The organism is Pseudaquabacterium terrae, assembly GCF_013266755.1.
Taxonomy (GTDB): domain Bacteria; phylum Pseudomonadota; class Gammaproteobacteria; order Burkholderiales; family Burkholderiaceae_C; genus Pseudaquabacterium; species Pseudaquabacterium terrae.
Window position 1 is genome coordinate 238,138 of record NZ_JABRWJ010000008.1, and the last position, 26,119, is coordinate 264,256.

The 26,119-nt window shown below is 69.6% G+C and carries 24 protein-coding genes; 14 read left to right on the top strand and 10 right to left on the bottom strand.

The window, feature by feature from the left end:
• The first annotated feature begins 13 nt into the window (after positions 1-13).
• The 3 genes from HLB44_RS25685 to HLB44_RS25695 all read left to right on the top strand — a co-directional run bounded on the left by HLB44_RS25685 (position 14) and on the right by HLB44_RS25695 (position 2,922).
• The gene (locus HLB44_RS25685) at positions 14-1,156 is read left to right on the top strand and encodes an MBL fold metallo-hydrolase (protein WP_173129376.1); all 1,143 of its coding nucleotides are present in this window, start codon (positions 14-16) and stop codon (positions 1,154-1,156) included.
• Positions 1,153-1,962, top strand: coding sequence for an enoyl-CoA hydratase/isomerase family protein (locus HLB44_RS25690; protein WP_425500853.1), 810 nt, complete (start codon positions 1,153-1,155; stop codon positions 1,960-1,962). Before HLB44_RS25685 ends, HLB44_RS25690 begins: the two co-directional genes overlap by 4 nt.
• Before the next feature lie 135 nt (positions 1,963-2,097).
• A complete protein-coding gene (locus tag HLB44_RS25695; RefSeq protein ID WP_173129382.1) occupies positions 2,098-2,922 on the top strand; it encodes an N-acyl amino acid synthase FeeM domain-containing protein in 825 nt (274 codons plus the stop codon).
• Positions 2,923-2,931: 9 nt separating this feature from the next.
• Here the strand turns inward: HLB44_RS25695 and acuI are convergent, their stop codons facing one another.
• Together acuI and HLB44_RS25705 are read right to left on the bottom strand one after the other, a co-directional pair.
• Positions 2,932-3,918 (bottom strand): acrylyl-CoA reductase (NADPH), encoded by a 987-nt coding sequence (gene acuI, locus HLB44_RS25700; RefSeq protein ID WP_173129385.1) that lies wholly within the window; start codon positions 3,916-3,918, stop codon positions 2,932-2,934.
• A gap of 37 nt (positions 3,919-3,955) precedes the next feature.
• Positions 3,956-5,419: a M20 family peptidase gene (locus HLB44_RS25705; protein ID WP_173129388.1), complete on the bottom strand. Its 1,464-nt coding sequence runs from the start codon at positions 5,417-5,419 to the stop codon at positions 3,956-3,958.
• Between the two features lie 108 nt (positions 5,420-5,527).
• Here HLB44_RS25705 and HLB44_RS25710 point away from each other — a divergent pair, with 108 nt between their 5' ends.
• Positions 5,528-6,160: a Crp/Fnr family transcriptional regulator gene (locus HLB44_RS25710; protein WP_173129391.1), complete on the top strand. Its 633-nt coding sequence runs from the start codon at positions 5,528-5,530 to the stop codon at positions 6,158-6,160.
• Here the strand turns inward: HLB44_RS25710 and HLB44_RS25715 are convergent.
• Entirely contained in the window at positions 6,129-6,941 is an 813-nt protein-coding gene (locus tag HLB44_RS25715; protein ID WP_217283809.1) for an ABC transporter substrate-binding protein, read from the bottom strand. The two genes, HLB44_RS25710 and HLB44_RS25715, sit on opposite strands and share 32 nt — an antisense overlap.
• A gap of 103 nt (positions 6,942-7,044) precedes the next feature.
• On the opposite strand from HLB44_RS25715, the gene HLB44_RS25720 reads away from it, so the two are divergent.
• Positions 7,045-7,869 (top strand): response regulator, encoded by an 825-nt coding sequence (locus tag HLB44_RS25720; RefSeq protein ID WP_173129394.1) that lies wholly within the window; start codon positions 7,045-7,047, stop codon positions 7,867-7,869.
• Here HLB44_RS25720 and HLB44_RS25725 read toward each other — a convergent pair.
• Positions 7,863-8,711, bottom strand: a complete 849-nt coding sequence (locus tag HLB44_RS25725; RefSeq protein ID WP_173129397.1) for a 3-hydroxybutyryl-CoA dehydrogenase — start codon at positions 8,709-8,711, stop codon at positions 7,863-7,865. The two genes, HLB44_RS25720 and HLB44_RS25725, sit on opposite strands and share 7 nt — an antisense overlap.
• A 93-nt stretch (positions 8,712-8,804) precedes the next feature.
• Here HLB44_RS25725 and HLB44_RS25730 point away from each other — a divergent pair, with 93 nt between their 5' ends.
• A complete protein-coding gene (locus tag HLB44_RS25730) occupies positions 8,805-9,710 on the top strand; it encodes an alpha/beta hydrolase (RefSeq protein WP_173129400.1) in 906 nt (301 codons plus the stop codon).
• Here HLB44_RS25730 and HLB44_RS25735 read toward each other — a convergent pair.
• Both HLB44_RS25735 and HLB44_RS25740 read right to left on the bottom strand, forming a co-directional pair.
• Positions 9,707-12,751: an FAD-binding and (Fe-S)-binding domain-containing protein gene (locus HLB44_RS25735; protein ID WP_173129403.1), complete on the bottom strand. Its 3,045-nt coding sequence runs from the start codon at positions 12,749-12,751 to the stop codon at positions 9,707-9,709. The genes HLB44_RS25730 and HLB44_RS25735 overlap by 4 nt on opposite strands.
• A gap of 10 nt (positions 12,752-12,761) precedes the next feature.
• Positions 12,762-13,448 (bottom strand): GntR family transcriptional regulator, encoded by a 687-nt coding sequence (locus tag HLB44_RS25740; RefSeq protein WP_173129406.1) that lies wholly within the window; start codon positions 13,446-13,448, stop codon positions 12,762-12,764.
• Between the two features lie 112 nt (positions 13,449-13,560).
• Here HLB44_RS25740 and HLB44_RS25745 point away from each other — a divergent pair, with 112 nt between their 5' ends.
• The 4 genes from HLB44_RS25745 (at position 13,561) to HLB44_RS25760 (ending at position 18,620) form a co-directional block, all read left to right on the top strand.
• Positions 13,561-14,787 (top strand): pyridoxal-phosphate-dependent aminotransferase family protein, encoded by a 1,227-nt coding sequence (locus HLB44_RS25745; protein ID WP_173129409.1) that lies wholly within the window; start codon positions 13,561-13,563, stop codon positions 14,785-14,787.
• Positions 14,788-14,813: 26 nt separating this feature from the next.
• Positions 14,814-15,788 (top strand): Bug family tripartite tricarboxylate transporter substrate binding protein, encoded by a 975-nt coding sequence (locus HLB44_RS25750; protein WP_173129412.1) that lies wholly within the window; start codon positions 14,814-14,816, stop codon positions 15,786-15,788.
• A gap of 372 nt (positions 15,789-16,160) precedes the next feature.
• The gene (locus tag HLB44_RS25755; RefSeq protein WP_173129415.1) at positions 16,161-16,922 is read left to right on the top strand and encodes a hypothetical protein; all 762 of its coding nucleotides are present in this window, start codon (positions 16,161-16,163) and stop codon (positions 16,920-16,922) included.
• 468 nt (positions 16,923-17,390) lie between these two features.
• Positions 17,391-18,620 (top strand): IS110 family RNA-guided transposase, encoded by a 1,230-nt coding sequence (locus tag HLB44_RS25760; protein ID WP_173129417.1) that lies wholly within the window; start codon positions 17,391-17,393, stop codon positions 18,618-18,620.
• Between the two features lie 126 nt (positions 18,621-18,746).
• Here the strand turns inward: HLB44_RS25760 and HLB44_RS25765 are convergent, their stop codons facing one another.
• On the bottom strand, positions 18,747-19,937 hold the full coding sequence (locus HLB44_RS25765; RefSeq protein WP_173129420.1) for a M20 aminoacylase family protein: 1,191 nt from the start codon (positions 19,935-19,937) through the stop codon (positions 18,747-18,749).
• Entirely contained in the window at positions 19,934-20,938 is a 1,005-nt protein-coding gene (locus tag HLB44_RS25770) for a GlxA family transcriptional regulator (RefSeq protein ID WP_173129423.1), read from the bottom strand. Before HLB44_RS25770 ends, HLB44_RS25765 begins: the two co-directional genes overlap by 4 nt.
• 109 nt (positions 20,939-21,047) lie before the next feature.
• Between HLB44_RS25770 and HLB44_RS25775 the strand changes: the two genes are divergently transcribed.
• The gene (locus HLB44_RS25775) at positions 21,048-21,350 is read left to right on the top strand and encodes a putative quinol monooxygenase (protein WP_173129426.1); all 303 of its coding nucleotides are present in this window, start codon (positions 21,048-21,050) and stop codon (positions 21,348-21,350) included.
• A 26-nt stretch (positions 21,351-21,376) separates the two neighbouring features.
• On the opposite strand, the gene HLB44_RS25780 is transcribed toward HLB44_RS25775, so the two are convergent.
• Positions 21,377-22,330: an aldo/keto reductase gene (locus HLB44_RS25780; RefSeq protein ID WP_173129982.1), complete on the bottom strand. Its 954-nt coding sequence runs from the start codon at positions 22,328-22,330 to the stop codon at positions 21,377-21,379.
• Positions 22,331-22,346: 16 nt separating this feature from the next.
• Complete coding sequence (locus tag HLB44_RS25785) at positions 22,347-23,537, bottom strand: acetyl-CoA C-acyltransferase family protein (RefSeq protein WP_173129429.1); 1,191 nt, start codon at positions 23,535-23,537, stop codon at positions 22,347-22,349.
• 127 nt (positions 23,538-23,664) lie between these two features.
• Between HLB44_RS25785 and HLB44_RS25790 the strand changes: the two genes are divergently transcribed.
• The 3 genes from HLB44_RS25790 to HLB44_RS25800 all read left to right on the top strand — a co-directional run bounded on the left by HLB44_RS25790 (position 23,665) and on the right by HLB44_RS25800 (position 26,101).
• Complete coding sequence (locus tag HLB44_RS25790) at positions 23,665-24,360, top strand: SDR family NAD(P)-dependent oxidoreductase (protein ID WP_173129432.1); 696 nt, start codon at positions 23,665-23,667, stop codon at positions 24,358-24,360.
• Positions 24,361-24,470: 110 nt separating this feature from the next.
• Entirely contained in the window at positions 24,471-25,082 is a 612-nt protein-coding gene (locus tag HLB44_RS25795) for a PH domain-containing protein (protein ID WP_173129435.1), read from the top strand.
• Positions 25,083-25,111: 29 nt separating this feature from the next.
• The gene (locus HLB44_RS25800; RefSeq protein ID WP_173129437.1) at positions 25,112-26,101 is read left to right on the top strand and encodes a 2-dehydropantoate 2-reductase; all 990 of its coding nucleotides are present in this window, start codon (positions 25,112-25,114) and stop codon (positions 26,099-26,101) included.
• The last annotated feature ends 18 nt before the right edge of the window (positions 26,102-26,119 follow it).

Genomic DNA, 26,119 nt, shown 5'->3' on the forward strand with positions numbered 1-26,119 from the left:
AGAATCGAAGCCCATGTCCGCCAACGCTCCCACGATCACTTCGGACGGCCGCGCCGATGCCGCGCCCGACGACAACCGCGGCCTCGTCTACCCCTGCGGCGAACCGCCGGCGCCGGGCCAGGTCACCGAGATCGCGCCCGGCCTGCTGTGGCTGCGCATGCCGCTGCCCTTCGCGCTGAACCACATCAACCTGTGGGCGATCGCCGACGAGGACGAGCAGGGCCCCGGCTGGGCCATCGTCGACACCGGCACCAAGACGCCCGAGGCGCTCGATGCCTGGCGGCAGCTGACGGCGCCTGAAGGTCCGCTCGCCGCATACCTGCCGGGGGGCCGTACGGCCGCGGGCGGCGCACGCCTCACGCGCGTGCTCGTCACCCACATGCACCCCGACCATGTCGGCATGGCTGGCTGGCTGACGCGCAAGTTCCAGTGCCGGTTGTGGATGACGCGGCTCGAATACCTGACCTGCCGCATGCTGGTCGCCGACACCGGCCGCGAGGCGCCTGACGAAGCGATCCGCTTCTACCGCCGCGTCGGCTGGCCGGAGGAGGCGATCGACACCTACCGTGCGCGCTTCGGCGGCTTCGGCAAGTACATGCACGCGCTGCCGGAGAGTTATCGGCGCCTGTCCGACGGCGAGACGCTGCGCATCGGCGCGCACGACTGGCGCGTCGTCGTCGGCCGCGGCCATTCGCCCGAGCATGCCTGCCTGCTGAGCGAGAGCTTGGGTGTGATGATCTCCGGCGACCAGGTGCTGCCGCGGATCTCGTCGAACGTCTCGGTGTTTCCGACCGAGCCGGACGCCGATCCGCTCGCCGACTGGATCGGATCGATCGACCGCCTGCGCGCGACGCTCGGCGACGAGTGGCTGGTGCTGCCGGCGCACGGCGAGCCCTTCCGCGGCCTGCATGCGCGGCTCGACCGGCTCGCCGCCGGCCATCAGCGCGGCCTCGAGCGGCTGCGCCGCAGCCTCGTCGAGCCGAAGCGGGCGATCGACGTCTTCGGTGCGCTGTTCGCGCGGCCGATCGACAGCAAGGGCGAGCTGCTCGGCATGGCCACCGGCGAGAGCCTGGCGCACCTGAACCACCTGCTCGCGCGCGGCGAGGCCGTGCGCGAAGAGGGCGCCGATGGCGTGCTGCGCTTCCGGATGGCATGACGATGGACGCGCCCGTTCTCCATGAGGTCGCCGACGGCATCGCGACGATCACGCTGAACCGCCCGCAGGCGCGCAATGCGCTCGACGCGGCGATGAAGGAGGCGCTCGCTGCGCTGGTGCCGGCGCTGGTCGCCGATGCGTCGGTGCGCGCGGTGATCCTGACCGGTGCCGGCGGTGCCTTCTGCGCCGGCGGCGACCTGCGCGGCATGGCCGAGGTGCGGCCGACGATGGACTTCGAAGGCTGGCGCGCGCGCATGCGCGACGTCCAGCCGTGGCTGGCGCAGCTGATCGAGCTCGACCGGCCGCTGATCGCCGCCGTCGACGGCCCGGCCTTCGGCGCCGGCTTCGGTCTTGCGCTGGCGGCGGACTTCGTGGTTGCGACACCGCGTGCGCGCTTCTGTCTGTCGTTCATGAAGGTCGGCCTGGGGCCGGACTTCGGCGCGATGTACACGCTGCCGCGGGTCGTCGGCGTGCAGCGGGCGAAGGAGCTGATGCTCTCGGCGCGCGAGGTCGGCGCGGACGAGGCGCTGCGCCTCGGACTGGTGCTGGAACTGCAGCCCGAAGACCGATTGCTCGAACGAGCCCGCGCGCTGGCGCGCAGCTTCATCGGCGCCTCGCCGCTGGCCGTCAAGCTGATCAAGCAGGACGTCGCGCGCTCGCTGGCCAGCGACCTGCCGACGATGCTGGCGCTCGAAGCCGAGCACCAGGCGCGGTGTTTCGACACCGCCTACCAGGCCGAAGCCGTGGAGCGCTTTCTCGCCAAGCAGCCGCCGCGTTTCAGTTGGCCGCCGGATGACGGGCGATAGCTCCGATTGCGTATGAACAGTTGGGGCTTCCCCGCACTTTGACGCAAAGGTTCAATTTGTAACCAGGGTTCGGGGCTATCATGCCGCCCTAGTGCCTACCCCGGGCGCGGTACGGATCCCGAGAGCACAGCCCCCTTGAAATCCAGCACCATCATCGCTGCATCGCTGATGTGGCGCCGCAACTCCGGCAACATGCTGGTCGAGAACCCGCGGATCGACCTGCTGCCCGATGGTGCTCCGGGCCCGCGTCGCTTCAAGATCAAGGTGGCCGACCAGAAGAACCGTCGTGGCCTGGTCGAGAGCCTGCTGAAGCACCGTTACGCCTGGCGCGGTTACCAGCAGGTCAGCCTGCCGACCGATCAGTCGGTCCACAAGTTCACGCTGGCGGCGATGGAGAACGACCAGTCGATCGGCACGATCACCGTGTCCTTCGACGGGCCGAACAAGCTCAGCTCCGACGACGCGTTCGCCGAAGAAGTGCAGGCCATGCGCAGCCAGGGCAAGCGCATGTGCGAGTTCACGAAGCTGGCGGTCGATCCGACGACGGCGACCAAGCGCGTGCTCGCCGCGCTGTTCCACGTGGCCTACATCGTCGCCCACCGCATCCGCGGCTTCGACACGCTGCTGATCGAAGTCAATCCGCGCCACGTGCGCTACTACGAGCGCATGCTCGGCCTGAAGGTCGTCGGCAGCGAGCGTCTGAACCGCTCGGTGCGCGCACCGGCGGTGCTGCTGGCATGCGACTTCTCGTACATCCTGCAGCAGATCGGCGAATTCGGCGGCCAGCCCGAACGCGCGGCCACCGAGCGCTCGCTGTTCCCCTTCGCCTTCTCGCTCACCGAAGAAGCCAGCATCATCGCCCGCATGCAATCGGTGCAGCAGCAGCGCGAAGACCAGCTCTCCAAGCCCGTGCACGAGCGCGAAGACGAGCACCTGCCGTCCGACCTGATGCCGGGCTGAGCGCCCGGTTCAGCGATTCACATCGACGATGGTGCGGCCACGCACGTGGCCTTCGATCAGCCGCGGCGCGTAGTCGATCACCTCGCTCAGTCCGATCTCGGTGCTCAGCACCTCGAGCTGCTTCGCATCGAGGTGCTTGGCCATCAGGGCCCAGGCGTCGGCGCGCTGCGCATTCGGCACGAACACGCTGTTGATGCCGTAGAGCGTGACGCCGCGCAGGATGAAGGGCATCACGGTGGTCGGGAAGTCGCCGCCCTGCGCCAGGCCGCACGCAGCGACGGCGCCGTAGAAGCGGGTCTGCGCGCAGGCGTTGGCCAGCGTGTGGCTGCCGACGGTGTCGACCACGCCCGCCCAGGCTTCCTTCTGCAGCGGCTTGGCCGGTTCGCTCAAGGTCGCGCGATCGACGATGCGCCGCGCGCCCAGGCCCTGCAGGTAGTCGGCCTCGTGCGGCCGGCCGGTCGACGCGACGACGGTGTAGCCCAGCGCTGCCAGCAAGGCCACCGCGATCGAGCCGACGCCGCCCGCCGCGCCGGTCACCAGCACCTCGCCGTCACCCGGCTGGAGCCCGTGGCGCTGCAGCGCCTGCACGCAGAGCGCCGCGGTGAAGCCGGCCGTGGCGATGATCATCGCGCTGCGGGCGGTGAAGGGCGCCGGGATCTTCAGCAGCCAGCCGGCGTCGACGCGCTGGCGTTGCGTCAGCCCGCCCCAGTGGTTCTCGCCCAGGCCCCAGCCGGTGACGACGACCGCATCGCCGGCCTGCCAGTCCGGATGCTTGCTGGATGCCACCGTGCCCGCCAGGTCGATGCCCGGCACCAGCGGCCAGCTGCGCACCACCGCGCCGCGGCCGGTGATCGCCAGCGCGTCCTTGTAGTTCAGCGTCGAGTACGCGACGTTCACCGTCACGTCGCGGTCGGGCAGGCGCGCATCGTCCAGCTCGAGCAGTTCGGCGCGGGTCTTCTTGTCCTCGGTCTGCGACAGCAGGATGGCTTTGAACATGCGGATCTCCCAAGTGCGCAGGATGATCGCATGGCCCTCATGCCTGTGAGAGCAGCCGGTGGTAGAAGCGGATCATGTCGGCATAGCCGTCGACCGCGATGCGCTCGTTCGTGCCGTGGAAGCGCGGCAGGTCTTCGGGCCGCGTGCGCAGCGGCGTGAAGCGGTAGATGTCGTCGACCAGGCCGGCGTAATGCCGCGTATCGGTGGCGCCGACCATCAGGCCGGGCGCGACCAGCGCGCCGGGGAAGACCTCGCGCACGGTGCGCTCGATCTGCCGGTATCCCGCGCTGTCGTGGCGTGACACGCGCGAGCCGGCCCAGCCGCCCGGCGTCGCCGCCGCGCGCACGCCGTGCGGATCGACCGCGCGTTGCACATGGTCGAGCGCCGCGTCCGGAGTGTCACCGGGCAGCAGCCGCAGGTTGATCCGCGCCCCGGCATGCGCCGGCAAGGTGTTGTCCTTGGCGCCGGCGCGCAGGCTGACCGGCGCGATCGTCGTGCGCAGCATCGCATTCGCCGACGGCAAACGCTGCAGCTGGCGCTGCACGAGCGGACCGAACAGCCACAGGTTCGACAGCAGCAGGCGGTTGGGTCCGCTGAATTCGGGCGCCAGCGCGTCGAACATGCCGCGCGCGACGCCATCGAGGTCCGCCGGCATCGGCGTTTGCTGCAACGCGTCGAGCGCCGCGGCCAGGCTGCCGATCGCCGTGCGCTGCGGCGGCATCGACGAGTGGCCGTCGTGGGCGTGGGCGGTCAACTCGAGCGTGAGGTAACCCTTCTCGGCGACACCGATCAGCGCCACCGGCGCTTCGAGGCCCGCCATCACGCCCTCGGTGACCAGCAGCCCTTCATCGAGCGCGTAGGCGAAGCGCTGCCCGCGCGAACGCAGCAGCGCGGCGATGGCCGCTGCGCCGTCGCGCCCGGCGCCGCTGCCCATCTCCTCGTCATGGCCGAGGGCGAAGACGACGGTGCGGCGCGGTCGCACGCCGGCAGCGACCAGCCGCTCGACCGCCTCCAGCATCGCCATCAGGTTGCCCTTGTCGTCCCACGCGCCGCGGCCCCAGACGTGGCCGTCGGCCAGCGCGCCGCTGAAGGGCGGCTGCTGCCAGTCGCCTTCGGTCCCGGGCGCGATCGGCACGACGTCCTGGTGCGCCATCAGCAGGATCGGCGCCTGGCGCGGGTCGCTGCCGGTCCAGGTGTAGAGCAGGCTGTGGCGGTTGACCACCTCGCGCTTCAGCGCCTGGTGCACGAGCGGGAAACTGCGCTCCAGATGCGCGTGCAGCTCGATGAACGCGTCGCCGCTCGCGCCGGGCTGCCCGTCGATCGACACGGTGCGGATGCGCACCGCGCCGCCCAGTCGTTCGGCCGCGGCCGCCGTATCGATCGCCAGCGGCGGCAGTGGCACGACCGCCACCTGGCGCGACGGCAGCAGTGCCGTTCGCAGCAGCAGCACCAGCACCAGGCCGCCGGCCAGCAGCAGGCCGAGCTGCAGCAGGCGGCGCATCGCACGGGTCTTGGGGTTCGGAAAGCGCACAGGGGTCCTCGTCGGGTTGCATCGTGCTGGCATGATCCGCAGACGCCGCCGCCGCCGCATTAACCGAGGTTCATTCGCATGTCGTTGGACGCTGCCTGTTCGCCCTGCGGGCCCGGCCTCGCGCAGGCGCTGGCGGCCGATCCGTTGCTGGCGCAGGCCTGGCCCGGCCTGCCGCGCCGGCAATGGCCGGCCGGCGCGATGCTGCTGGCGGCGGGCGAACCGGCGCGCGAGCTGTGGTTCATCGAGTCGGGCCTGGTGCGCCTGTACTGCCTGGCGGCCGACGGCCTGGAGCGCAACAAGTCCTTCCATGCCGAAGGCGCCTGGATCGGCGCCGGCGTGCCGCCGCTCGCGGCGCCGAGCCCGTACTTCATCGAGGCGCTCGAGCCGGTCACCGCGGCGCAGCTGTCGTATGCCGAGCTGCTGCGCTGGTCGGCCGGCTCGCCGGCGGTCGGCCAGCTGCTGGCCGCCGGGCTGGCCCGCGTCTTCGCGCGGCTGGCGGCGCGCGAGGCCGAGCTGCTGCTGCTCGATGCGCCGGCACGTTACCGCGCCTACCTCGCGGAGTACGCGGCCATCGCGGCGCGCGTGCCGCTGCGGCACGTGGCCGGCTACCTCGGCATCACCAACGTCGCGCTGTCGCGCATCCGCCGGCGCCTCGGTGTCGGCGGGCGCACGCGGCCCGTCAGCCCTGGCGCTCGGCCCAGCGGCGAATGATGCGCTGCAGCGCGGCCAGGCCGTCGGTCAGCGCCGCCGGCCCGGGCTGCAGGATGAGCGGCGACTTGACCTCGTGCAGCTCGCCGTCGCGCACCGCCGGCAGCGCCGACCAGCCCGGTCGCGCGGCGACCTGCTCGGGCCGGAACTTCTTGCCGCACCACGAGCCGATGATGATGTCCGGCGCCGCGTCGAGCACCTCCTGCGCATCGGCGACGATGCGGTCGCGGCCGAGGCTGGCGGCGGCGCGCTGCGGAAAGATGTCGTCGCCGCCGGCGATGCCGACCAGCTCGCTGACCCAGCGGATCGCGCTGATGCGCGGTTCGTCCCACTCCTCGAAATACACGCGCGGCCGGCGCGGCAGCGTCGCCGCGGCGCGCCGGGCCGCGTCGACCTGCGCGGCCAGCTCGGCCGCATAGGCATCGGCCTTGCCCGCCGCGCCGACCAGCGCGCCGAGCCGCTGCACGTAGCCCAGGATGCCGTCCACCGAGCGATGGTTCGAGATCCACACCTCGACGCCGGCCTTGATCAAGGCCGCGGCGATGTCGGCCTGCATGTCCGAGAAGCCGATCGCCAGGTCCGGCGCGAGCTCGAGGATGCGATCGATCTTCGCGCTGGTGAAGGCGCTGACCCGCGGCTTCTCCTGCCTCGCGCGAGCAGGGCGCACGGTGAAGCCGGAGATGCCGACGATGCGGTCCTGCTCGCCGAGTGCGTACAGCACTTCGGTCGGCTCTTCCGTCAGACAGATGATGCGTTGGGGACGCATCGCTTGCGAGATATCCATCGGTGGCATTGTGCGGTTCAGGGCCGCCGGCGCCCGTGTAGCATGCGCCGGCACCTGACGAGCCACGATGCCGGACCAGCGCTTCCCTCCCGAACCTCCGCCGGTGGAACGACCGGACTTCAGCGGCGTGCGCGTGCTGCTCGCCGAGGACAACCTGATCAACCAGGAGGTGGCGGTCGAGCTGCTGCAGGTGGTCGGCGCGGTCGTCGACGTCAGCCTCGATGGCCTGGCCGCGGTGGCCTGCGCGACCCGCTCGCCCTACGACCTGGTGCTGATGGACGTGCAGATGCCGGGGCTCGACGGCCTGGAGGCGACGCGCCGCATCCGGCTGCTGCCGGCCCATGCGCGCACGCCGATCCTGGCGATGACGGCCAATGCCTTCGGCGAAGACCGCGCGGCCTGCCTGGCCGCCGGCATGAACGACCACATCGCCAAGCCGGTCGACCCGCAGCAGCTGTATGGGCTGATGCAGCGCTGGCTGAACCTGGCGCCCGGCGACTGGCCTCAACCGACGCCGCCGCCGCCGCGGCCGCCGATCGAAACCGGGCCGCTGGCGGTGATTCCGGGCCTGGTCATGTCGCGCGCCTTGATGTACCTGCCCGGCCGCGACGAGATCTTCATGCGTGTGCTGCAGCGCTTCGCCGACGATTACTACGCCGGCCTGCCGCGCATCACCGCGCTGCTGGCCAGCGGCGAGCACCGGCAGGCGCGGGCGCTGGTGCACACGCTGCGTGGCAGCTGCGGCGCGATCGGCGCGGTGAACCTGAGCGAGCAGGCGCTGGCCTACGAAGAGGCGCTCGAACGTGCCGAGCGCGGCGGCGCTGATGGCAACGCATTGGCCGATGCCGAGCGCTCGCTGCAGCGAGCGCTCGCCGGCCTGACCGGTGCGATCCGCAGCGCGCTGCGGGAACGCCCGCCGGGTCAGTAGCGGTAGACGCCGCGGCCGGTCTTGCGGCCGAGCCAGCCGGCGGCGACCATTTCTTTCAGCAGCGGGGCCGGGCGGTACTTCGAATCGGCGAATTCCTCGACATAGACGTTCATCACCGCGAGGCAGACGTCCAGGCCGATCATGTCGGCCAGCGCCAGCGGGCCGATCGGCTGGTTGCAGCCGAGCTTCATGCCGGCGTCGATGTCCTCGGCCGTCGCCAGGCCCTCGGCCAGCACGAAGAAGGCCTCGTTGATCATCGGCACCAGGATGCGGTTGACGACGAAGCCGGGGGCGTTCTTCACGCTGATCGGTGTCTTGCCCAGCGCTTCGGCCATGGCCTTCACGGCGTCGTGCGTGGCGTCGCTGGTCTGCAGGCCGCGGATGATTTCGACCAGCGCCATCATCGGCACCGGGTTGAAGAAGTGCATGCCGATGAAACGGTCGGCGCGCTGGGTCGATGCGGCGAGCTTGGTGATCGAGATCGAGCTGGTGTTGGTGGCGATGATCGTGTCGGCCGGCAGCAGCGCATCGAGCTGGCCCAGGATCTTCAGCTTCAGCGCCTCGTTCTCGGTCGCCGCCTCGATCACCAGCTGCGCGGCCTTCAGGTCCTCGTAGCTCGTCGTGGCCTGGATGCGTGCCAGTGCGGCGTCCTTGTCGGCGGCGCTCAGCTTGTCCTTCTTGATCAGCCGGTCGAGGCTGCCGGCGACGGTCGTGAGGCCGCGCTGCACGGCGGCCTCGTTGATGTCGACCATCACCACGTTCAGGCCCTTGACCGCGCAGGCTTGCGCGATGCCGTTGCCCATGGTACCGGCGCCGACGATGCCGATGGTGTTGATGCTCATGACGAAAGACTCCGGATCGGATGGAATAGATGCAGTGCGGCGAATTATCGGCGCCGCCGCATCCATCCCTTCGCTCACTGCGTAGCCTGCACGATGAAGCTCAAATACCTGCTGGGCGGCCTGCTGGCCGTGATCGTCGCGACCGGCGCCGTGGTGCTGCTGTCGCCGCTGAAGGCACTGAACGTGCTGGCGGCGGTGGACAGCCGGCGCGCCGCGGTGGGCGAGGCCTACGGCCCGCTGCAACGCCAGCGCTACGACCTGTACCGCCCGGCCGGCGCGCAGCCGGCGGCCGGCTGGCCGCTGGTCGTCTTCTTCTATGGCGGCGCCTGGAACCGCGGCGAACGCGGCGACTACCGCTTCGTCGGCGAGGCGCTGGCCGCACGCGGGTTGATGGTGATGGTGGCCGACTACCGGCTGCATCCCGAGGTGCGCTACCCCGACTTCCTGCACGACTGCGCCCGCGCGCTCGGCTTCGCGCTCGAACGAGCCGCGAGCTGGCAGGCCGATCCGAAGCGCATCTTCGTGATGGGGCACAGCGCCGGCGCCTACAACGCCGCGATGCTGGCGCTCGATCCGCGCTGGCTCGCCGCGGCCGGGCATCGCCCGGGCGAGCTCGCCGGCTGGATCGGCGTCGCCGGGCCGTATGACTTTCTGCCGATCAAGACGCCGGAGGTGCAGCTGGTGTTCCACCACCCGAACGTGCCGGCCGACTCGCAGCCGATCCGCCACGTCATCGGCAGCGGCGTGCCGGCGCTGCTGGCGGTCGGCACCGGTGACCAGCGCGTCAACCCGCTGCGCAATTCCGTCGGCCTGGCGCATGCGCTGCGCGACGCCGGCGCGCCGGTGGCGCTGCGGCAGTACGACGGGGTGAGCCACGACGCCGCGATCGCCGCCTTTGCCTGGCCGCTGCGCCGGCTCGCGCCGGTGCTCGAGGACGTGGTCGGCTTCGTGCAGGCGCCGGCGGCGCCACGCACCATGGCCGCGCTGTCGGAACGTTAGGCCAGCAGGCGTTCGAGCAGCCGCGCGACGTGCAGCGCCTCGCGCTGCGCGCCGTCGGCGATCTGGTGGCGGCAGCTGGTGCCGTCGGCGACGACGATCGCCTCGGGCCGGCGGCGGATCGCCGGCAGCAGCGCGGCCTCGGCCATCTGCATCGACACCGCATGGTGCTTCGCTTCGTAGCCGAAACTGCCGGCCATGCCGCAGCAACTGCTGTCGATCAGCTCGGGCTGCGCGCCGGGGATCAGCCGCAGCACCTCGAGGATCGGCTCGACCGCGCCGAAGGCCTTCTGGTGGCAGTGGCCGTGCAGCAGGATCGGCGCGCCGGCCGGTTTCAGCTCGAGCGCGAAGCGGCCGGCCTTGATTTCGTCGGCGACGAACTCCTCGAACAGCTGCGCGGCGCGGGCGACCCGTTCGGCTGATTCGCCGAAGCCCAGCACCAGCGCCTCGTCGCGCAGCGTCAGCAGGCACGACGGCTCGAGGCCGACGATGGCCAAGTTGGCGCGCGCGAAGGGCAGCAGCGCGCCGAGCAGGGCGCCGAGCTTGACCCTGGCCGCATCCACCTGCCCCGATGCCAGCAGCGTGCGGCCGCAGCAGTGCGCGCCGCCGTCGCCCTTGTGCACGGCGTGCACCAGGTAGCCGGCGGCCTGCAGCACGTGCGCCGCGGCGCGCGCGTTCTCGCTGTCGAAATAGCCGTTGAAGGTGTCGACGAACAGGACCACCGCCTTGCCGCCCGACGCGGCGGCGTCGAGCACCTCGTCCCGCTTCGCGAGGCCCGCGGGGCGCGCGCGCCAGAAGGTGTCGCGGCGCCAGGCCGGCAGCGAACGCGCGGCCGCCAGACCGAGCCAGCGCTCGCCGAGCCGGCGGGCCAGCGGCACGCGGTTGCGCAGGTTTACCAGCCAGGGCACGCGGCTGGCGAAGGGCGCGATGTCCGGCAAGGCGCCGATCAGCCGGTCCTTGACCGAGCGGCCGTGGCGCGCCGTGTAGTGCGCCAGGAACTCGATCTTCATCTTCGCCATGTCGACGCCGGTCGGGCAGTCGCGCCTGCAGCCCTTGCAGCCGACGCACAGGTCCATCGCCTCGGCGACCGCGTCGCTGGTGAACGCATGGGGCCCGAGCTGGCCCGACAGCGCGAGCCGCAGCGTGTTCGCGCGGCCGCGCGTCAGGTGCTGCTCGTCGCGCGTGACGCGGTAGCTGGGGCACATCGTGCCGGCGTCGAACTTGCGGCAGTGGCCGTTGTTGTTGCACATCTCGACCGCCTTGGCGAGGCCGCCGGTCGAGTCGCCGCCGCTGCCGGGCGCGCTCGTCTGCTCGGTCACCGGGTCGGCCTGCACGTTCCAGCTCGACCAGTCGAGCACCGGCTTCAGTTCGATGCGCCGGTACGGCTTGGGCGCTGTGGGCGGCGCAAAGCGGAACAGGGCGCCGTCGTCCATGCGCGGCGGGTCGATCATCTTGCCGGGATTGAAGAGGCCGGCCGGGTCCATCTCGGCCTTGATCGCGCGGAAGGCCTCGTTCAGTGCCGGGCCGAACTGCCACTCGATCCACTCGCCGCGACACAGGCCGTCGCCATGCTCGCCGCTGTAGGCGCCCTTGAACTTCCTGACCAATGCGGCCGCTTCGTCGGCGATCGCACGCATCTTCAACGCGCCGTCACGCCGCATGTCGAGGATCGGCCGCACGTGCAGCGTGCCGACCGAGGCATGCGCGTACCAGGTGCCGCGTGTGCCGTGCCGCGCGAAGACCTCCGTCAAGGCATCGGTGTACTCGGCCAGGTGCTGCAGCGGCACCGCGCAGTCCTCGATGAAGCTGACCGGCTTGCCGTCGCCCTTCAGGCTCATCATGATGTTCAGGCCCGCCTTGCGCACTTCCCACAGCGCCTTCTGCGGTGCGTCGTCAGCCATGGCGACGACGGCGTTGGTCAGTCCGAGATCGCCGATCAGCGCATCGAGATCCTTCAGCTTCGCCTGCAGCGGCGGCTTCGTATCGCCGTTGAACTCGACCAGCAGGATCGCCGCCGGCAGGCCGATCAGGGCCGTCTCGATGACCGTGCGGAAGGCCGGGTTGGCCAGGCTCAGCTCGATCATCGTGCGGTCGACCAGCTCGACCGCCGTCGGCCCCAGCGCGACGATGTGCTGCGCGGCATCCATCGCCGCGTGGAAGCTAGGAAAGTTGACGACGCCCAGCACCTTGGCTTTCGGCAGCGGCGCCAATTGCAGCGTCAGGCTGCGCGTGAAGGCCAGCGTGCCTTCGGAGCCGACCAGCAGGTGCGCGAGGTTGACGCTGCCGTCGCCGGTGTAGGGCCGCTCACTTTGGTTGTTGAAGATGTCGAGGTTGTAGCCGCCGACGCGGCGCAGCAGCTTCGGCCAGCGGGCCGCGATCTCGGCCTGGTGCTCCTGGGCCAGGCTGCGCACGTGCTCGGCGATCTGCGCCGCGCGGCCGTGCAGCCCGGCGACCGGGCCAAAGTCGAGCAGGCTGCCGTCGCCGAGCCAGGCGCTCGCGCCTAGCACGTTGTGCACCATGTTGCCGTAGGCGATCGAGCGCGAGCCGCAGGAGTTGTTGCCGGCCATGCCGCCGAGCGTGGCCTGCGCGCTGGTCGAGACGTCGACCGGAAACCACAAGCCGTGCGGCTTCAATTGCGCGTTCAGGTGATCGAGCACCAGCCCGGGCTCGACGGTGGCGGTGCGCTGCTCAACATCCACCGCCAGCACGCGGCGCAGGTGCTTGCTGCAGTCGATCACAAGCGCGGCGCCGGTGGTCTGGCCGCACTGGCTGGTGCCGCCGCCGCGCGGCAGCACCGGCACCTGCAGCTCGCGGGCGATGGCGAGCGCGGTGGCCACCTCGTCGGCGCTGGTCGGCACGAAGACGCCGGCCGGCATGATCTGGTAGATCGACGCATCGGTGGCATAACGGCCACGTGACGCGGCATCGAACAGCACCTCGCCGCGCGTCTCGGCGCGCAGGCGGCGGGCCAGGGCGGCGCAGATTTCGTTCGGCGGCAGCGCGGTCGGGTCGCGCTTCAATCGGGTCGCGGCATCGATCTGCATGCGCGGGCCTTCAGCGGCGCGTGTCGGCGTAGACCGCGCCGGCGCGCATCAGCGCGAGCACCGTGTCGCGCTTGTGCGCGAGGTGCAGCTGCAGGATCTGCCGCAGCGCGGCGCCGTCGCGGGCGGCCAGCGCCTCGATCATCTGCTCGTGCTCGCCGACAGCGCGTTTCCAGTCGGTCTCGTCCTGGTTGGTGCGAAAGCGCAGCGACTGCACGCGCGCATTGACCGCGCGGTAGGTGTTGCCGAACACCGGGTTCTTCGCCGCGTCGTTGATGCCGGCGTGGATCTGCGCGTTGAGCCGGTAGTAGCCCGAGAGGTCGCGCCGCGCGAAGCAGGCCAGCATCTCGTAATGCTTGGCGCGCAGCTCGGCCAACTCGGGCTCGGTGATGCGCTGCGCGGCGAGCTCGCCGGCGAAGCCTTCGAGCATGCCGAGCAGCTCGAAGCTGTGCATCACGTCGGTCTCGGACAGCTTGACGGCAACCGCGCCGCGGTTCGGCAGCAGGTCGACCAGGCCTTCGATCGCCAGCATCTTGATCGCCTCGCGCAGCGGCGTGCGCGAGACATGCAGCGCCTCCGACAGCTCGCGCTCGTTGAGCTTGGCGCCGGGTGCGATGCGACCCTCGATCAGCATCGTGCGCAGGCGCGCGGCGACCTGAGTGGTCAGGCCGAGGCGGGTGAGGTCGATGATGTCGGCCATGGTGTGCGAGTTTGCATGCAAATTAGAGGCGGCGGCAATCGGGTGTTTTCAGGGTAAACCAGCGCGGTCGCGCTGATTTTGCATGCAAAACTTGACGACCAAAGGAGCACCGATGCTGCAGCTCGATCACCATCCCAGCGGCCGCCATTTCCTGCAGATCCCGGGGCCGAGCCCGGTGCCGGACCGCATCCTGCGGGCGATGAGCCTGCCGACGATCGATCACCGCGGGCCGGAGTTCGGCGCGCTCGGCCTGAAGGTGCTGGCCGGCATCGGGCAGGTGTTCAAGACGCGGCATCCGGTGGTGATCTACCCGTCCTCGGGCACCGGCGCGTGGGAGGCGGCGCTCGCCAACACGATGAGCCCGGGCGACAGCGTGCTGATGGTCGAGACCGGCCAGTTCGCGACGCTGTGGCAGAAGATGGCGGGCAGGCTCGGGCTGGAGCCGGACTTCTTGGCGCTGCCAGGCATCGACGCCGAGACCGGCTTGGCCCTAGCCTGGCGCCACGGCGTCGAGCCACAGCTGATCGAAGACCGCCTGCGCGCCGACGCAGGTCGCCGCATCAAGGCCGTCTGCGTCGTGCACAACGAGACCTCGACCGGCGTCACCAGTGACATCGCCGCGGTGCGCCGCGCGATGGATGCCGCGCACCATCCGGCGCTGCTGATGGTCGACACGATCTCCGGCCTCGCCTCGGCCGACTACCGGCACGACGAGTGGGGCGTCGACGTGACGATCGCCGGCTCGCAGAAAGGCCTGATGCTGCCGCCGGGCATCGGCTTCAACGCGCTGTCGCCGCGGGCGCTCGAGGTCTCGAAGACGGCGCGCCTGCCGCGTTCGTACTGGGCCTGGGACGAGATCGTCGAGATGAACAAGAGCGGCTACTGGCCGTACACGCCGAACACCAACCTGCTGTACGGCCTGTCGGAGTCGCTCGACATGCTGCTCGGCGAGGGGCTGGACCGCGTGTTCCAACGCCACCAGCGCTGGGCCGCGGGCGTGCGCGCCGCGGTGCGGGCCTGGGGGCTGCCGATCCAGTGCGCTGACCCGGCGTTGCACTCGCCGGTGCTGACGGGCGTGATCACGCCGCAAGGCCTCGATGCCGATGCGCTGCGCAAGTCCATCCACGAGCGCTTCGACCTGTCGCTGGGCACGGGCCTGGGCAAGCTGAAGGGCCGCATGTTCCGCATCGGCCACCTCGGCGACAGCAACGACCTGACGCTGATCGCCACCGTCGCCGGCTGCGAGATGGGCCTGCAGCTGGCCGGCGTGCCGCTGCAGGGCAGCGGCGTGCAGGCGGCGATGGAGCACTTCGCGAAGCAGCCGCTGCCCGCGGCCTGAGGCGTTCACTTGTTAGGAGACAAGCCATGCAACGTCGAACCCTGATCCAGGCCGCCGGTGTCGCCGCGGCATCGCTGTCGACCCCGCGGCTGTTGGCGCAGGCCTGGCCGAACGGGCCGGTGCGTATCGTCGTCGGCTTTCCGCCGGGCGGCGGCACCGACGCGCTGGCGCGCGTGCTGTCGGCCAAGCTGTCCGAGCTGTGGAAGCAGCAGGTGCTCGTCGAGACCAAGGCGGGCGTTGCCGGCGTGCTGGCCGCCGAGTACACCGCGCAACAGCCGAGCGACGGATCGACGCTGATGATGGCGCACATCAACAGCCACGCGCTGGCCGCCAGCCTGCAGCCGAAGCTGCGCTACAACATCGAGCGCGACTTCACGCCGATCGTGCTGGTCGGCGTGACGCCGAACCTGCTGATCGCCAACCCGAACCAGCCGAAGACGCTGCCGGAGATCGTCGCGCTGTGCAAGGCCAACCCGGGCGGGGTCAGCTTCGGTTCGGCGGGCCTCGGCTCGGCGCAGCACCTGGCGCTGGAGCTCTTCAAGCAGCAGGCCAAGGTCGATGCGCTGCACGTACCGTACAAAGGCAGCGGCCCGCTGCTGACCGACCTGATGGGCGGCCAGATCCAGTACTGCTTCGAGACCATGACCGCGGCGACGCCGCACGTGAAGAGCGGCAAGGTGATCGCCATCGCGCAGACGCGCACCAAGCGCGCCAAGGGCCACCCGACGGTGCCGACGATGCAGGAGCTCGGCTACGAGGGCTTCGAGGCGACGACCTGGTACGGCCTGGCGGGGCCCGGCAAGCTGCCGGCGGCGATCGCCGACAAGGTCAATGCCGACGTCAACACCGTGCTGGCGATGCCCGACGTGCAGGAGAAGCTCGACACCTACGGCGCCGAGGACGGCGGCGGCACGCGCGAGAAGTTCCGCGAGTTCATTGCCAGCGAGACGGCGAAGTGGGCGCGGGTGGTCAAGGCGGGGAACGTGAAGGTGGAGAGTTAGAGCGGAGCGGTCCTCAATGACCGCATTGCGTTTCAATGAAGTCGGCGTACTCTACTGCGCGGCCGAGATACTGATCGACGCTTGCGAGAGATTCCCGAGTTTCTGCCGTGTGCGCTCAGCCTTTCCTCGGGAGGCTCAGGATTTTGAGCCAGTGCGAAAGGAAGATCCTCCATCACAGATGGAGCTAAGCGCTCCAGAGGACAGCGACTTCGGTGAGTTCGCTGTCAGTGTTCTATCGTCCAAGGTACTCCTCACGTGATAAAGCCTTTCGTTCTTGCCTGCTCACTTCTTGCCGTCACCATCAACGTTCACGGCCAGACCGCTGGGGTGGCCCTTGCTTCTGACGCATCTGCTTCCGCTCCCGCTCCGACCGTGAAGCCCCTCGACCCGGTTTTCGGCTTTCTGGTTGAAGGCGTCGACGCGGGCGGACGAGTGTCGGAGTTTTGCGGACTCGAGATGGTTTCCAAGCTCCCGCCGGGGGCGATGCTTGTCGTCGTGAAGAAGATGGACTGCAGGTCCAAGTACGGGACGTCGTATGCTGCCTCGCATCTTCGAGTGCTGCATCGCGGGAAAGAGTACTTCGTATCGCCGGAGCATGTGCGCATCACGCCGCAGGCCACGCTGAAGCTGTCAGGACGCGACGACGCAGCCACCGACTCCAGCTTGGATGCTTGGCGTCAAACTTCAAACTCGCTGCACAAACTCGCGCAGCGCGAGGCACTCAAAGCATTGGACGCCACGGGCAAGCGCGGTGTTGCCATTCTCAAGACGCGAATTTTCGATGCTAGCGAACACACAGAAGGTACCGGATTTTCGGTGTCGGTTTACAACTCGGGCAAGAAGGCCATCAAGTACATCACCTTCAGCGTGACGGGGTTCAATGCAGTGAACGACGCGGTACGGGACCGTTTGCGCGGCAGCACGGTGGTCACCCTACGGGGCATCGGCCCCATCGAGCCGGAAGCGACCGCGTCCTACCGAAACGAGTACATGTGGTCCACTGACTTGGTCCAGAGCCATCGTGTGACGCAGGTGCGGCTAGAGTTCATGGACGGCACGAGGCGCGTTCTTGCCGACGTGCCCAAGCTGCGGCTCAGTCCGGCGGACTACGCGGCGCTGAACGACGAAGAGTGACCGGGCTCTTCAGGCCCGCTGCCGAACGCACCCAATGAGCAGCAAGGCAAGGCGATGACGCACTGTGCACACTGCCATAGGGCCTCATAAGGCAACCTCTCGGTTGACGACAGCCCGCATGCCGCCGCGCAGGGTTGTCCACGGCGGCGGTCGGACGGCGCTTGCGACGTACCGGCCGACCGCCGCGGTGGACAACCCGTGTTCGATGCGGCTGCCGGCGCGAGGCGTCTTGACGAATTGCTGGAGAACGACCGAAGGTTTCAACCGACTTCCGTGCCCCTGCGGTGACTGCCCGTGGCGCTTGCCTTTCGAAGGCCCAAGTGAGACCTGCAGCCCGCGGTGGGTCGGAAGGCCACGACGGGCCCCAAGATGTAGCGCCAGGCCGAGCAAGCTGGAGCGCCTGTTTATGAGCTCCCCGCCGCGCCTTCCGACACGGACAGTCATACCGCAACGACCAGGACTCTGTCCATGAGTAGCGATGCTTGTGCGGGCGTGTTCGTCGGTCTGGACTGGGCCGTCTACGTCCATGCGGTGTGCGTCATCGACACTGCAGGCAAGGTGCTCGATCGCTTCGAGATCGCGCACGACCGCGAGGGGTTGACCGAGCTGGTGCGACGCTTGTCGCGCTTCGGCTCGAGGCTTCGTATCGCGATCGAGCGGCCTTCGGGCTTGATCGTCGATGCGCTGGTCGAGGCCGGTCACCAGGTCTTCCCGATCCGCCCCAACGCCGTCAAGGCCAGCCGGCCGCGCTATCGCAGCCACGGTGCCAAGAGCGATGCGTCCGATGCGTACCTGCTGGCCGACCTGCTGCGCACCGACGGCCACCGCTGGTCCGCCTTGTCGCCGCAGTCCGATGCCATCCGGGCTTTGCGCGCGCTGGTACGTGCTCGCGACGATCTGATCGGTGCCCGTGTAGCGCTGGGCAATCAGCTGCTCGCAACGCTGCAGTCCTTCTGGCCAGGTGCGGCTTGCGTCTTCGCCGACATCACCTCGCCCATCGGCTTGGCATTCCTCAAGCGCTTCCCCTCGCCGGCAGCAGCGGCACGGCTGACCGAAGCTCGCATGGCTCGCTTCTGCTGCGTCACGCATTACAGCGGTCGTCGCAGCCCGGCTGAGCTGTTGACTCGGCTGCACTCGGCGGCCCCGGGGCGCACTCCTGTGCAGACCCAGGACGCCCTGGCTCAGGTCGTGCGTTCGCTGGTTGCGGTGCTCACCCCGTTGGTCAACCAGATCACCGAGCTGACTCGGCGCATCGAACGCTTCATCGAATCGCTGCCCGACGGCCAGATCATCATGTCCTTCCCGCGAGCTGGCCACGTCTGTGCCGCGCAGATCCTGGCCGAGTTGGGCGACGTGCGCGAACGATTTCCCACCCTCGACCGGCTCGCCGCCGAGGCCGGCGCAGTGCCCGTGACCTACCAGTCCGGCAAGTCCAAGAGCGTGGCGTTCCGCTGGGCCTGCAATCACCGTCTGCGGCAAGCCATCACCTGCCTTGCTGACAACTCGCGCCATGCCAACGCTTGGGCGCGCAGCCTCTACACCGCCGCTCGTGCTCGCGGCTGCGACCACCCGCATGCCATTCGCATCCTCGCGCGTGCCTGGCTCCGCGTCATCTGGCGCGCATGGATGGACCGCAAACCCTACGACCCCGAACTCCATCTCGGGGCCCTCAAGCTCGCTTCGGCGCAGGGAGGTTGACCCAAGATGTCTCACTTGGTGCCGTTGATCGTATTTCGGTTCGGCTCTCATTCGAACAATGCTCGACTCAAGGTGCCTCTCTCTGCGAGACTCAGCTCGTGCGCCGCTGAGTCAGTGCATTCACTTTCAGACCTTCGAGAGGTATCTCTCCGCCAGCCGCACCCAGTAGCTCGCCCCGGTGCCCAGCGCCCGGTCGTTGAAGTCGTAGGCCGGGTTGTGCACGTCGCAGCCGCCGGCGTCGCCTTCGCCGTTGCCGAGCAGGAAATAGCAGCCAGGCACCCGCTCGAGGAAGAACGCGAAGTCTTCGCTGCCGGTCAGCGGTTGCAGGTCCTGGATCAAGCCCGCTTCGCCGACCCAGTCGAGCGCGACCTGGCGCGCGAACGCGGTCTGTTCGGCGTGGTTGATGACCATCGGATAGCGGCGCTGGTAGTCGATCTCGGCTGTGGCGCCGTAGACCGCGGCCTGCGTGGAGATGACCGCGGTGATGCGCTCTTCGAGCAGGTCGCGCACCTCGGGGCGGTAGGCACGCACGGTGATGCGCAGCGTCGCGGTCTCGGGGATCACGTTCGGCGCATTGCCGGCGAGAAACGCGCCGACGGTGACGATGCCCATCTCCAGCGGCGGCACGTTGCGCGAGACCACCGTCTGCAGCGCCATCACGATGCTCGATGCGGCGACCACCGGATCGACGGTGCGATGCGGCTTCGCGCCGTGGCCGCCCTTGCCGCGCACGGTGACGATCACGCTGTCGGAGCTGGCCATCATCGGGCCGGCCCGGAAGCCGAGCTGGCCGACCGGATGGCCCGGCATGTTGTGCAGGCCGAACATCGCGTCGCACGGGAACAGCTCGAAGAAGCCGTCCTCGATCATCTTGCGGGCGCCGCCCAAACCTTCTTCGGCGGGCTGGAAGACGAGGTGCAGGATGCCGTCGAAATGGCGCGTCGCGGCCAGGTGGCGGGCGGCCGCCAGCAGCATCGCCGTGTGCCCGTCGTGGCCGCAGGCGTGCATCTTGCCGAGCACCTGGCTCGCCCACGGCTTGCCGCTGGTCTCCTGGATCGGCAGCGCATCCATGTCGGCGCGCAGCCCGAGGCGCCTGGTCGACGTGCCGGCCTTCAGCGTGCCGACGACACCGGTGCCGCCGAGGCCGCGGTGCACCTCGAAGCCCCAGCGTTCGAGCCGCTCGGCGACCAGCGCCGAGGTGGCGTGCTCTTCGTAGGCCAGCTCGGGGCGGGCGTGGATCTGGCGCCGGATGGCGATCATCTCGTCCTCGTGGGCGCGGATCGAATCGAGCGCGGGCAGGGGCAGCGGTGCGTTCATCGTCGTCGGGCGGCAGGTGAGGGACTGGCCGATTCTTGCACCGGCACCGAGCGCAGCTCGCGCACGCCGCGGCCGAGCTTGCGCCGCAGCAGCGCGCGCAGCGTCACGCCGTCGGCATAACCGACCTGGGTGGCGATGCGCTCGATGTCGTCGCGCGTCGTGCGCAGCAGGTGCAGCGCACGCTCGACGCGCAGGTCCTGCACGTAGGACAGCGGCGACTTGCCGAGCACCGCCTCGATGCGCCGCTGCAGCGTGCGCTTGCTGGTGGCCAGCGCGGCCGCGGCGTCGTCGAGCGAGAAGCCTTCGTGCAGCCGCGCGCGCGCCCAACGCTCGAAGCGGCCGACCAGCGGATCGGCATGCGCCAGGTGATCGGGGATCACGTAAGGCGCCTGCGACGCGCGGTGGTCGACGATCAGGTACTTCGCGGTGACCGCGGCGAGCTCGGGGCTGGCCTGGCGCACCAGCCAGAGCGCCAGGTCCATGTGGCCGAGCGCGGCGCCGCTGGTGACGAAGCTGCCCGAGGGCACCAGCATGCGCGATTCGTCGAGCCGCACCTCGGGGTAACGCTGGCGAAAGAGGGGCCCGAGCCACCACGAGGTCGTCGCGTCCTGGCCCGCGAGCAGGCCGGACTCGGCGAGCACGAAGCTGCCGATGCAGGCCGACGCGATGCGTGCGCCGCCGGCATGCCCGTCGCGCAACCACGCCGCGGCCTGCTGCACGTCGCGCCGGTCGAGCGCGGCGCACAAGGCCTCGGGCATCTTGGTGCCGATCGCCGGCACGACGATCCAGTCGGGCTGCTCGTCACCGCGCAGCGGCTGCACCGGCACGCCGAAACCGAGCGCGGTGTGCACGCGCCGCCGCAGGCCGATCACCTGCACGTCGAACGGCGGCACGTCGAGCTGCTGGAGCGCGGCCAGCTCGTTCGCGGTGCCCAGCGTGTCGAGCACCGCGGCCAGGCCGGTATCGAACACACCGTCGAGCGCCAGCACCAGCAGCTTCATGGCGCGAACGATATCAAAGTTGTCATTCGCGGCAATGGTGGCGAACCCGGTGCCTGCCTACAGTCCACTCCCGTCGAATCCCCGACGAGACCCGTTCCAGGAGACCTTCATGATCAAGCTCGCACTGTTCGCCCGCCTCGAAGCCAAGCCCGGCAAGGAAGCCGAGGTCGCGCAATTCCTGCAGGCCGGCCTGGCGATGGCCAACGACGAGCCGACGACGCCGATCTGGTTCGCGCTGCGCCTGTCGCCGACGACCTTCGGCGTCTTCGACGCGTTCCACGACGAAGCCGGCCGGCAGGCACACCTGAGCGGCCCGATCGCGCAGGCGCTGATGGCCCAGGCGCCGGCGCTCTTCGCCAGCCCGCCGTCGATCGAGCCGATCGAGGTGCTGGGGCTGAAGAACAAGGGCTGACTTCCTCGTTCTTCAGGCCGCGTCGTTCAGGTGTTACTGGCTTCGGTCAGGCCGTGCAGCGCCGCGGCGTCCAGCTGCAGCGTTGCGGCCGGTGCCAGCTCGGCCCACTGCGCCAGCGAGGTGGCGCTGGCGATTGGCGCGGTGATGCCGGGCTGCGCCAGTTGCCAGGCCAGCGCCACTTGCGCCGGCGTCGCGTCGAGCCGCTCGGCTGCTTGATCCAGCGCGGCCAGGATGCGCCAGCCGCGTTCGTTGAAGTAGGCCGCCTTGACACCGGCGCCGCGCGGGCTCTTCGCGAGGTCCGTTTCACTGCGGTATTTGCCGGTCAGGAAGCCGCGCGCCAGCCCGAAGAAGTTGATCACGCCGATCTCGTGCTGCACGCACAGCGGCCGCAACTCGGCTTCGAATGCCGCGCGGTCGCACAGGTTGTACAGCGGCTGCAGCGTCTCGTAGCGCGGCAGGCCGTGGTGCTCGCTGAGCGCCAGCGCCTCGGCCAGGCGTGCGGCCGTGTAGTTCGAGGCACCGATCGCGCGCACCTTGCCCTCGGCGATCAGCTCGGCATAGGCGGTCAGCGTTTCCTCCAGCGGCGTCGCGGTATCGTCGTCGTGCGACTGGTACAGGTCGATGCGCTCGGTCTGCAGCCGGCGCAGCGAATCGTCGACCGCCTGCCGGATGTACTTGCGCGACAGCCCGATCTTGCCGTCGCCCATGTCCTTGCCGACCTTGGTGGCGATCAGCACCTTGTCACGCTTGCCGGACTGCTTCAGCCATCGGCCGATCACGGCTTCCGATTCACCGCCGGTGTGCCCTGGCGCCCAGCGCGAATAGACGTCGGCCGTGTCGATCAGGTTGAAGCCCGCGTCGACGAAGGCATCGAGCAGCCAGAACGAGGTCGCTTCGTCGGCGGTCCAGCCGAAGACGTTGCCGCCGAAAGCCAGCGGGGCGGTGTGCAGCCCGGAGCGGCCGAGCGGGCGCATCTGCATCGTCATCGTGCTCCGATCAGCAGCGCTCGAAGATCGCCGCGATGCCTTGCCCGCCGCCGATGCACATCGTCACCAGCGCGTAGCGGCCGCCGATGCGCTGCAGCTCGTACAGCGCCTTGGTCGTGATGATCGCGCCGGTGGCGCCGACCGGGTGGCCGAGCGAGATGCCCGAGCCGTTCGGGTTGACCTTCGCCGGGTCGAGATCGAGCCCCTTGCTGACGGCGCAGGCCTGCGCCGCGAAGGCTTCGTTGGCCTCGATCACGTCGAGGTCGCTGACCTTCAGGCCGGTGCGCTTGAGCACCTCCCGAGTTGCCGGCACCGGGCCGATGCCCATGATCGTCGGCTCGACGCCGGCGTGCGCGTAGCCGATCAGCCGGGCCATCGGCTTCAGATCCTGTGCCGCGACGACATCGCCGCTGGCCAGCACCACCGCCGCGGCGCCGTCGTTCAGGCCCGAGGCATTGCCGGCGGTCACCGTGCCGCCGTCCTTCTTGAACGCCGGCTTCATCTTCGCCAGCGTCTCGAGCGTGGTGTCGGCCTTCACGTGCTCGTCGGTGATGAACTGGATCGCGCCCTTGCGGCTCGGAATCTCGATCGGCACGATCTGCTCGGTGAAGCGGCCGGCGGCGATCGCCGCGGCGGCGCGGCGGTGGCTCTCGACCGCCAGCTCGTCCATCTGCTGCCGCGTGATGCCGAACTGCTCGGCCACGTTCTCCGCGGTGATGCCCATGTGGATCTTGTGGAAGGGGTCGTGCAGGATGCCGATCATGTAGTCGAGCAGCTGCGCATCGCCCATGCGCTGGCCCCAGCGCGCCGCCGGCACCAGGTAGGGCCCGCGCGACATCGATTCGGCACCGGCGCCGAGCGCGAACTCGCAATCCCCGAGCATCACCGCCTGGGCCGCCGAGATGATCGCCTGCAGGCCCGAGCCACAGAGCCGGTTGACGTTGAAGGCCGGTGTCTCCTTCGGCACGCCCGCATTGACCGCGGCGACGCGGCCGAGGTAGGCGTCGCGCGTCTCGGTCGGGATCACGTTGCCCATCGCGACATGGCCGATGCGGTCCGGCGTGATGCCGGCGCGCTCGATCGCCGCCTTGATCGTCGCCGTCGCCAGGTCGATCGGCGGGATGTCCTTCAAGGTGCCGCCGAAGCTGCCGATGGCCGTTCGGGCGGCGCCGAGGACGAAGACTTCTCTGGTGCTGGGCATGGTGGGACTCCTGATGTTGCGGTGCAATGCGGCGATCATCGCGCATCGCCGCGGCCGCGTCTGTCAGCGCCCTGACAGGGCTGGGGCATCATCGTCGCCTTCGATTTCCCTCCTTTCAGGATCTGACATGAGTTCCCCCACCATCATCGTCACCGGCGGCTTCGGCGCGCTCGGGCAGGGTTTGGCGCGCACGCTGGCCGACCAGGGCGCGCGGCTCGCGCTGCTGGATGCGGCGCCGGCCATTCCGCCCGCGGTGGCCCAGGCCTTCGGCGACCAGTTGCTGTTGCCCGGCGTCGACCTGAGTCAACCCGACGCGACGCGCGCCGCGGTGAATGCGGTCGCCGAGCGCTACGGCTCCTTCAACGGCCTGGTCAACGTCGCCGGCGGCTTCCGCTGGGAAACCATCGACGGCGGCGATCCTGCCACCTGGCAATCGATGTTCTCGATCAACCTGCTGACGGCGCTGCACGCCTGCCAGGCGGTGCTGCCGCACCTGGCGAAGGCGGGCGGCGGGCGCATCGTCAACGTCGGCGCCGGCGCGGCGGCCAAGGCCGGGCTCGGCATGGGCGCCTATGCCGCATCGAAGGCCGGCGTGCTGCGGCTGACCGAGGCGCTGGCCGAGGAGGTCAAGGACAAGGGCATCACCGTCAACGCGGTGCTGCCGTCGATCATCGACACCCCGGCGAACCGCCGCGACATGCCGCAGGCCGACTTCAGCCGCTGGGTCACCGCCGAAGCGCTGGCCGACGTGATCGCCTTCCTGCTGTCCGACGCCGCCCGCGCGATCACCGGCGCCGGCATCCCCGTCAACGGAAGGGTGTAGCAGCCGCGTTTCGATCGTTTCGATCGTTCCGCCGACGTCGCAAGGGATCGCGCCGGGCGCTGCGAAGCGCTATCGTCGCGATCCCTTCCTCGTTCACGGGAACCCACATCATGTTCAAGAAGTTCGCCTCCGAAGCCCTGGGCCTGAGCGACATCGGCGTCATCGTGCCGGCGTCGGACTACGACAAGGTCGATGCCGACGACTACCTCTTCAACGAGGACGGGGAGAAGATCTTCTTCCTGATCAAGTCGAAGAAGGACGAGTACTGCTTCACCAACTACGGCCTGATCCACGTCGACGGCGATTCGGCGGTGTCGTCCAAGCGCACCATCAAGCGCTACGACTACGTGACGCACCACTTCAGCAACGTGATGATCGAGACCGCCGGCACGATCGACATGGACGTCGAGCTGAAGTTCACGATCGGCGACGGCACGGTGTTCAGCATCGACGTGCGCAAGAACTTCATCGAGTCGGTGAAGGACATCTACAAGGCGCTGATCACGATCGGCAAGATGCAGCGCCGCGACGAGATGGCGCGCGAGAACGCGATGCACAGCCTGAATGCGGTGGCATCGATGTACAAGATCAACACAGTGACCAGCGAGGACGCGCTGACGCAGCACTACAACGCGATCCTCAACACGCTGAACACGACCATGCTCGAGCGCTTCCACCGCCGCGACTTCAGCCCGGTGTTCGAGCGCTATATCCACAACTGAGCGGCCGCGCGACACCGGCGGCCGGAGCCATGAGAGTCTGCATCGTCGGTGCGGGGGCGATCGGCGGCTTCATCGGCGCGAAGCTCGCGGCGACCGGCGCGCACCGCGTGTCCGCGCTGGCGCGCGGTGCAACCCTCACCGCGCTGCGGCGCCACGGCTGGCGCCTGCGTGAAGGCGGCGAGCTGCAGCAGGCGCAGGTGCTGGCCGCCGACGAGGCGCGGCAGCTCGGCGAGCAGGACCTGGTGATCGTCGCGGTGAAAGCGCCGGCGATGGCCGCGGTCGCCGCGTCGATCGGGCCGCTGCTCGGCAGCACGACGATCGTGATGCCGGCGATGAACGGCGTGCCGTGGTGGTTCGGACCGGCGACGCCGGCGCTGGGATCGCAGCCGCTGGAAACCGTCGATGCGGGTGGTGAGATCGCCAAGGCCATCCCGATCGAACGCGTCATCGGCTGCGTCGTGCACGCCAGTGCGCTGGTCGCCGAGCCAGGGCTCGTCGTCCACAAGATGGGCCGCGGCCTGCTGATCGGCGAGCCGCAGGGCGGCATGAGCGAGCGTGTCGAGACGCTGCGCGCCGCGCTCGAGATGGCCGGCTTCGAGACCACCGCGTCGGCCGATATCCGGCGCGGCGCCTGGTACAAGCTGTGGGGCAACCTGGTGATGAACCCGGTCTCGGCGATGACCGGCGCCACCGCCGACCGCATCCTCGACGATCCGCTGGTGCGCAGCTTCTGCAATGCGGCGATGGCCGAGGCCGCCGCCGTCGGCGCGCGCATCGGCTGCGCGATCGAGCAGAGCCCGGACGATCGCAATGCGGTGACGCGCAAGCTCGGCGCCTTCAAGACCTCGATGCTGCAGGACGCCGAGGCGAAGCGGCCGATCGAGCTCGACGCGATCGTCGGCGCGGTGGCCGAAATCGGCCAGCGCGTCGGCATCCCGACGCCGAACATCGACGCGCTGCTCGGGCTGACGCGGCTCTTCGGTCGCGCGCATGGGTTGTATCCCGATCCACCGACTTGAGCGCGTCTGGCACGATGC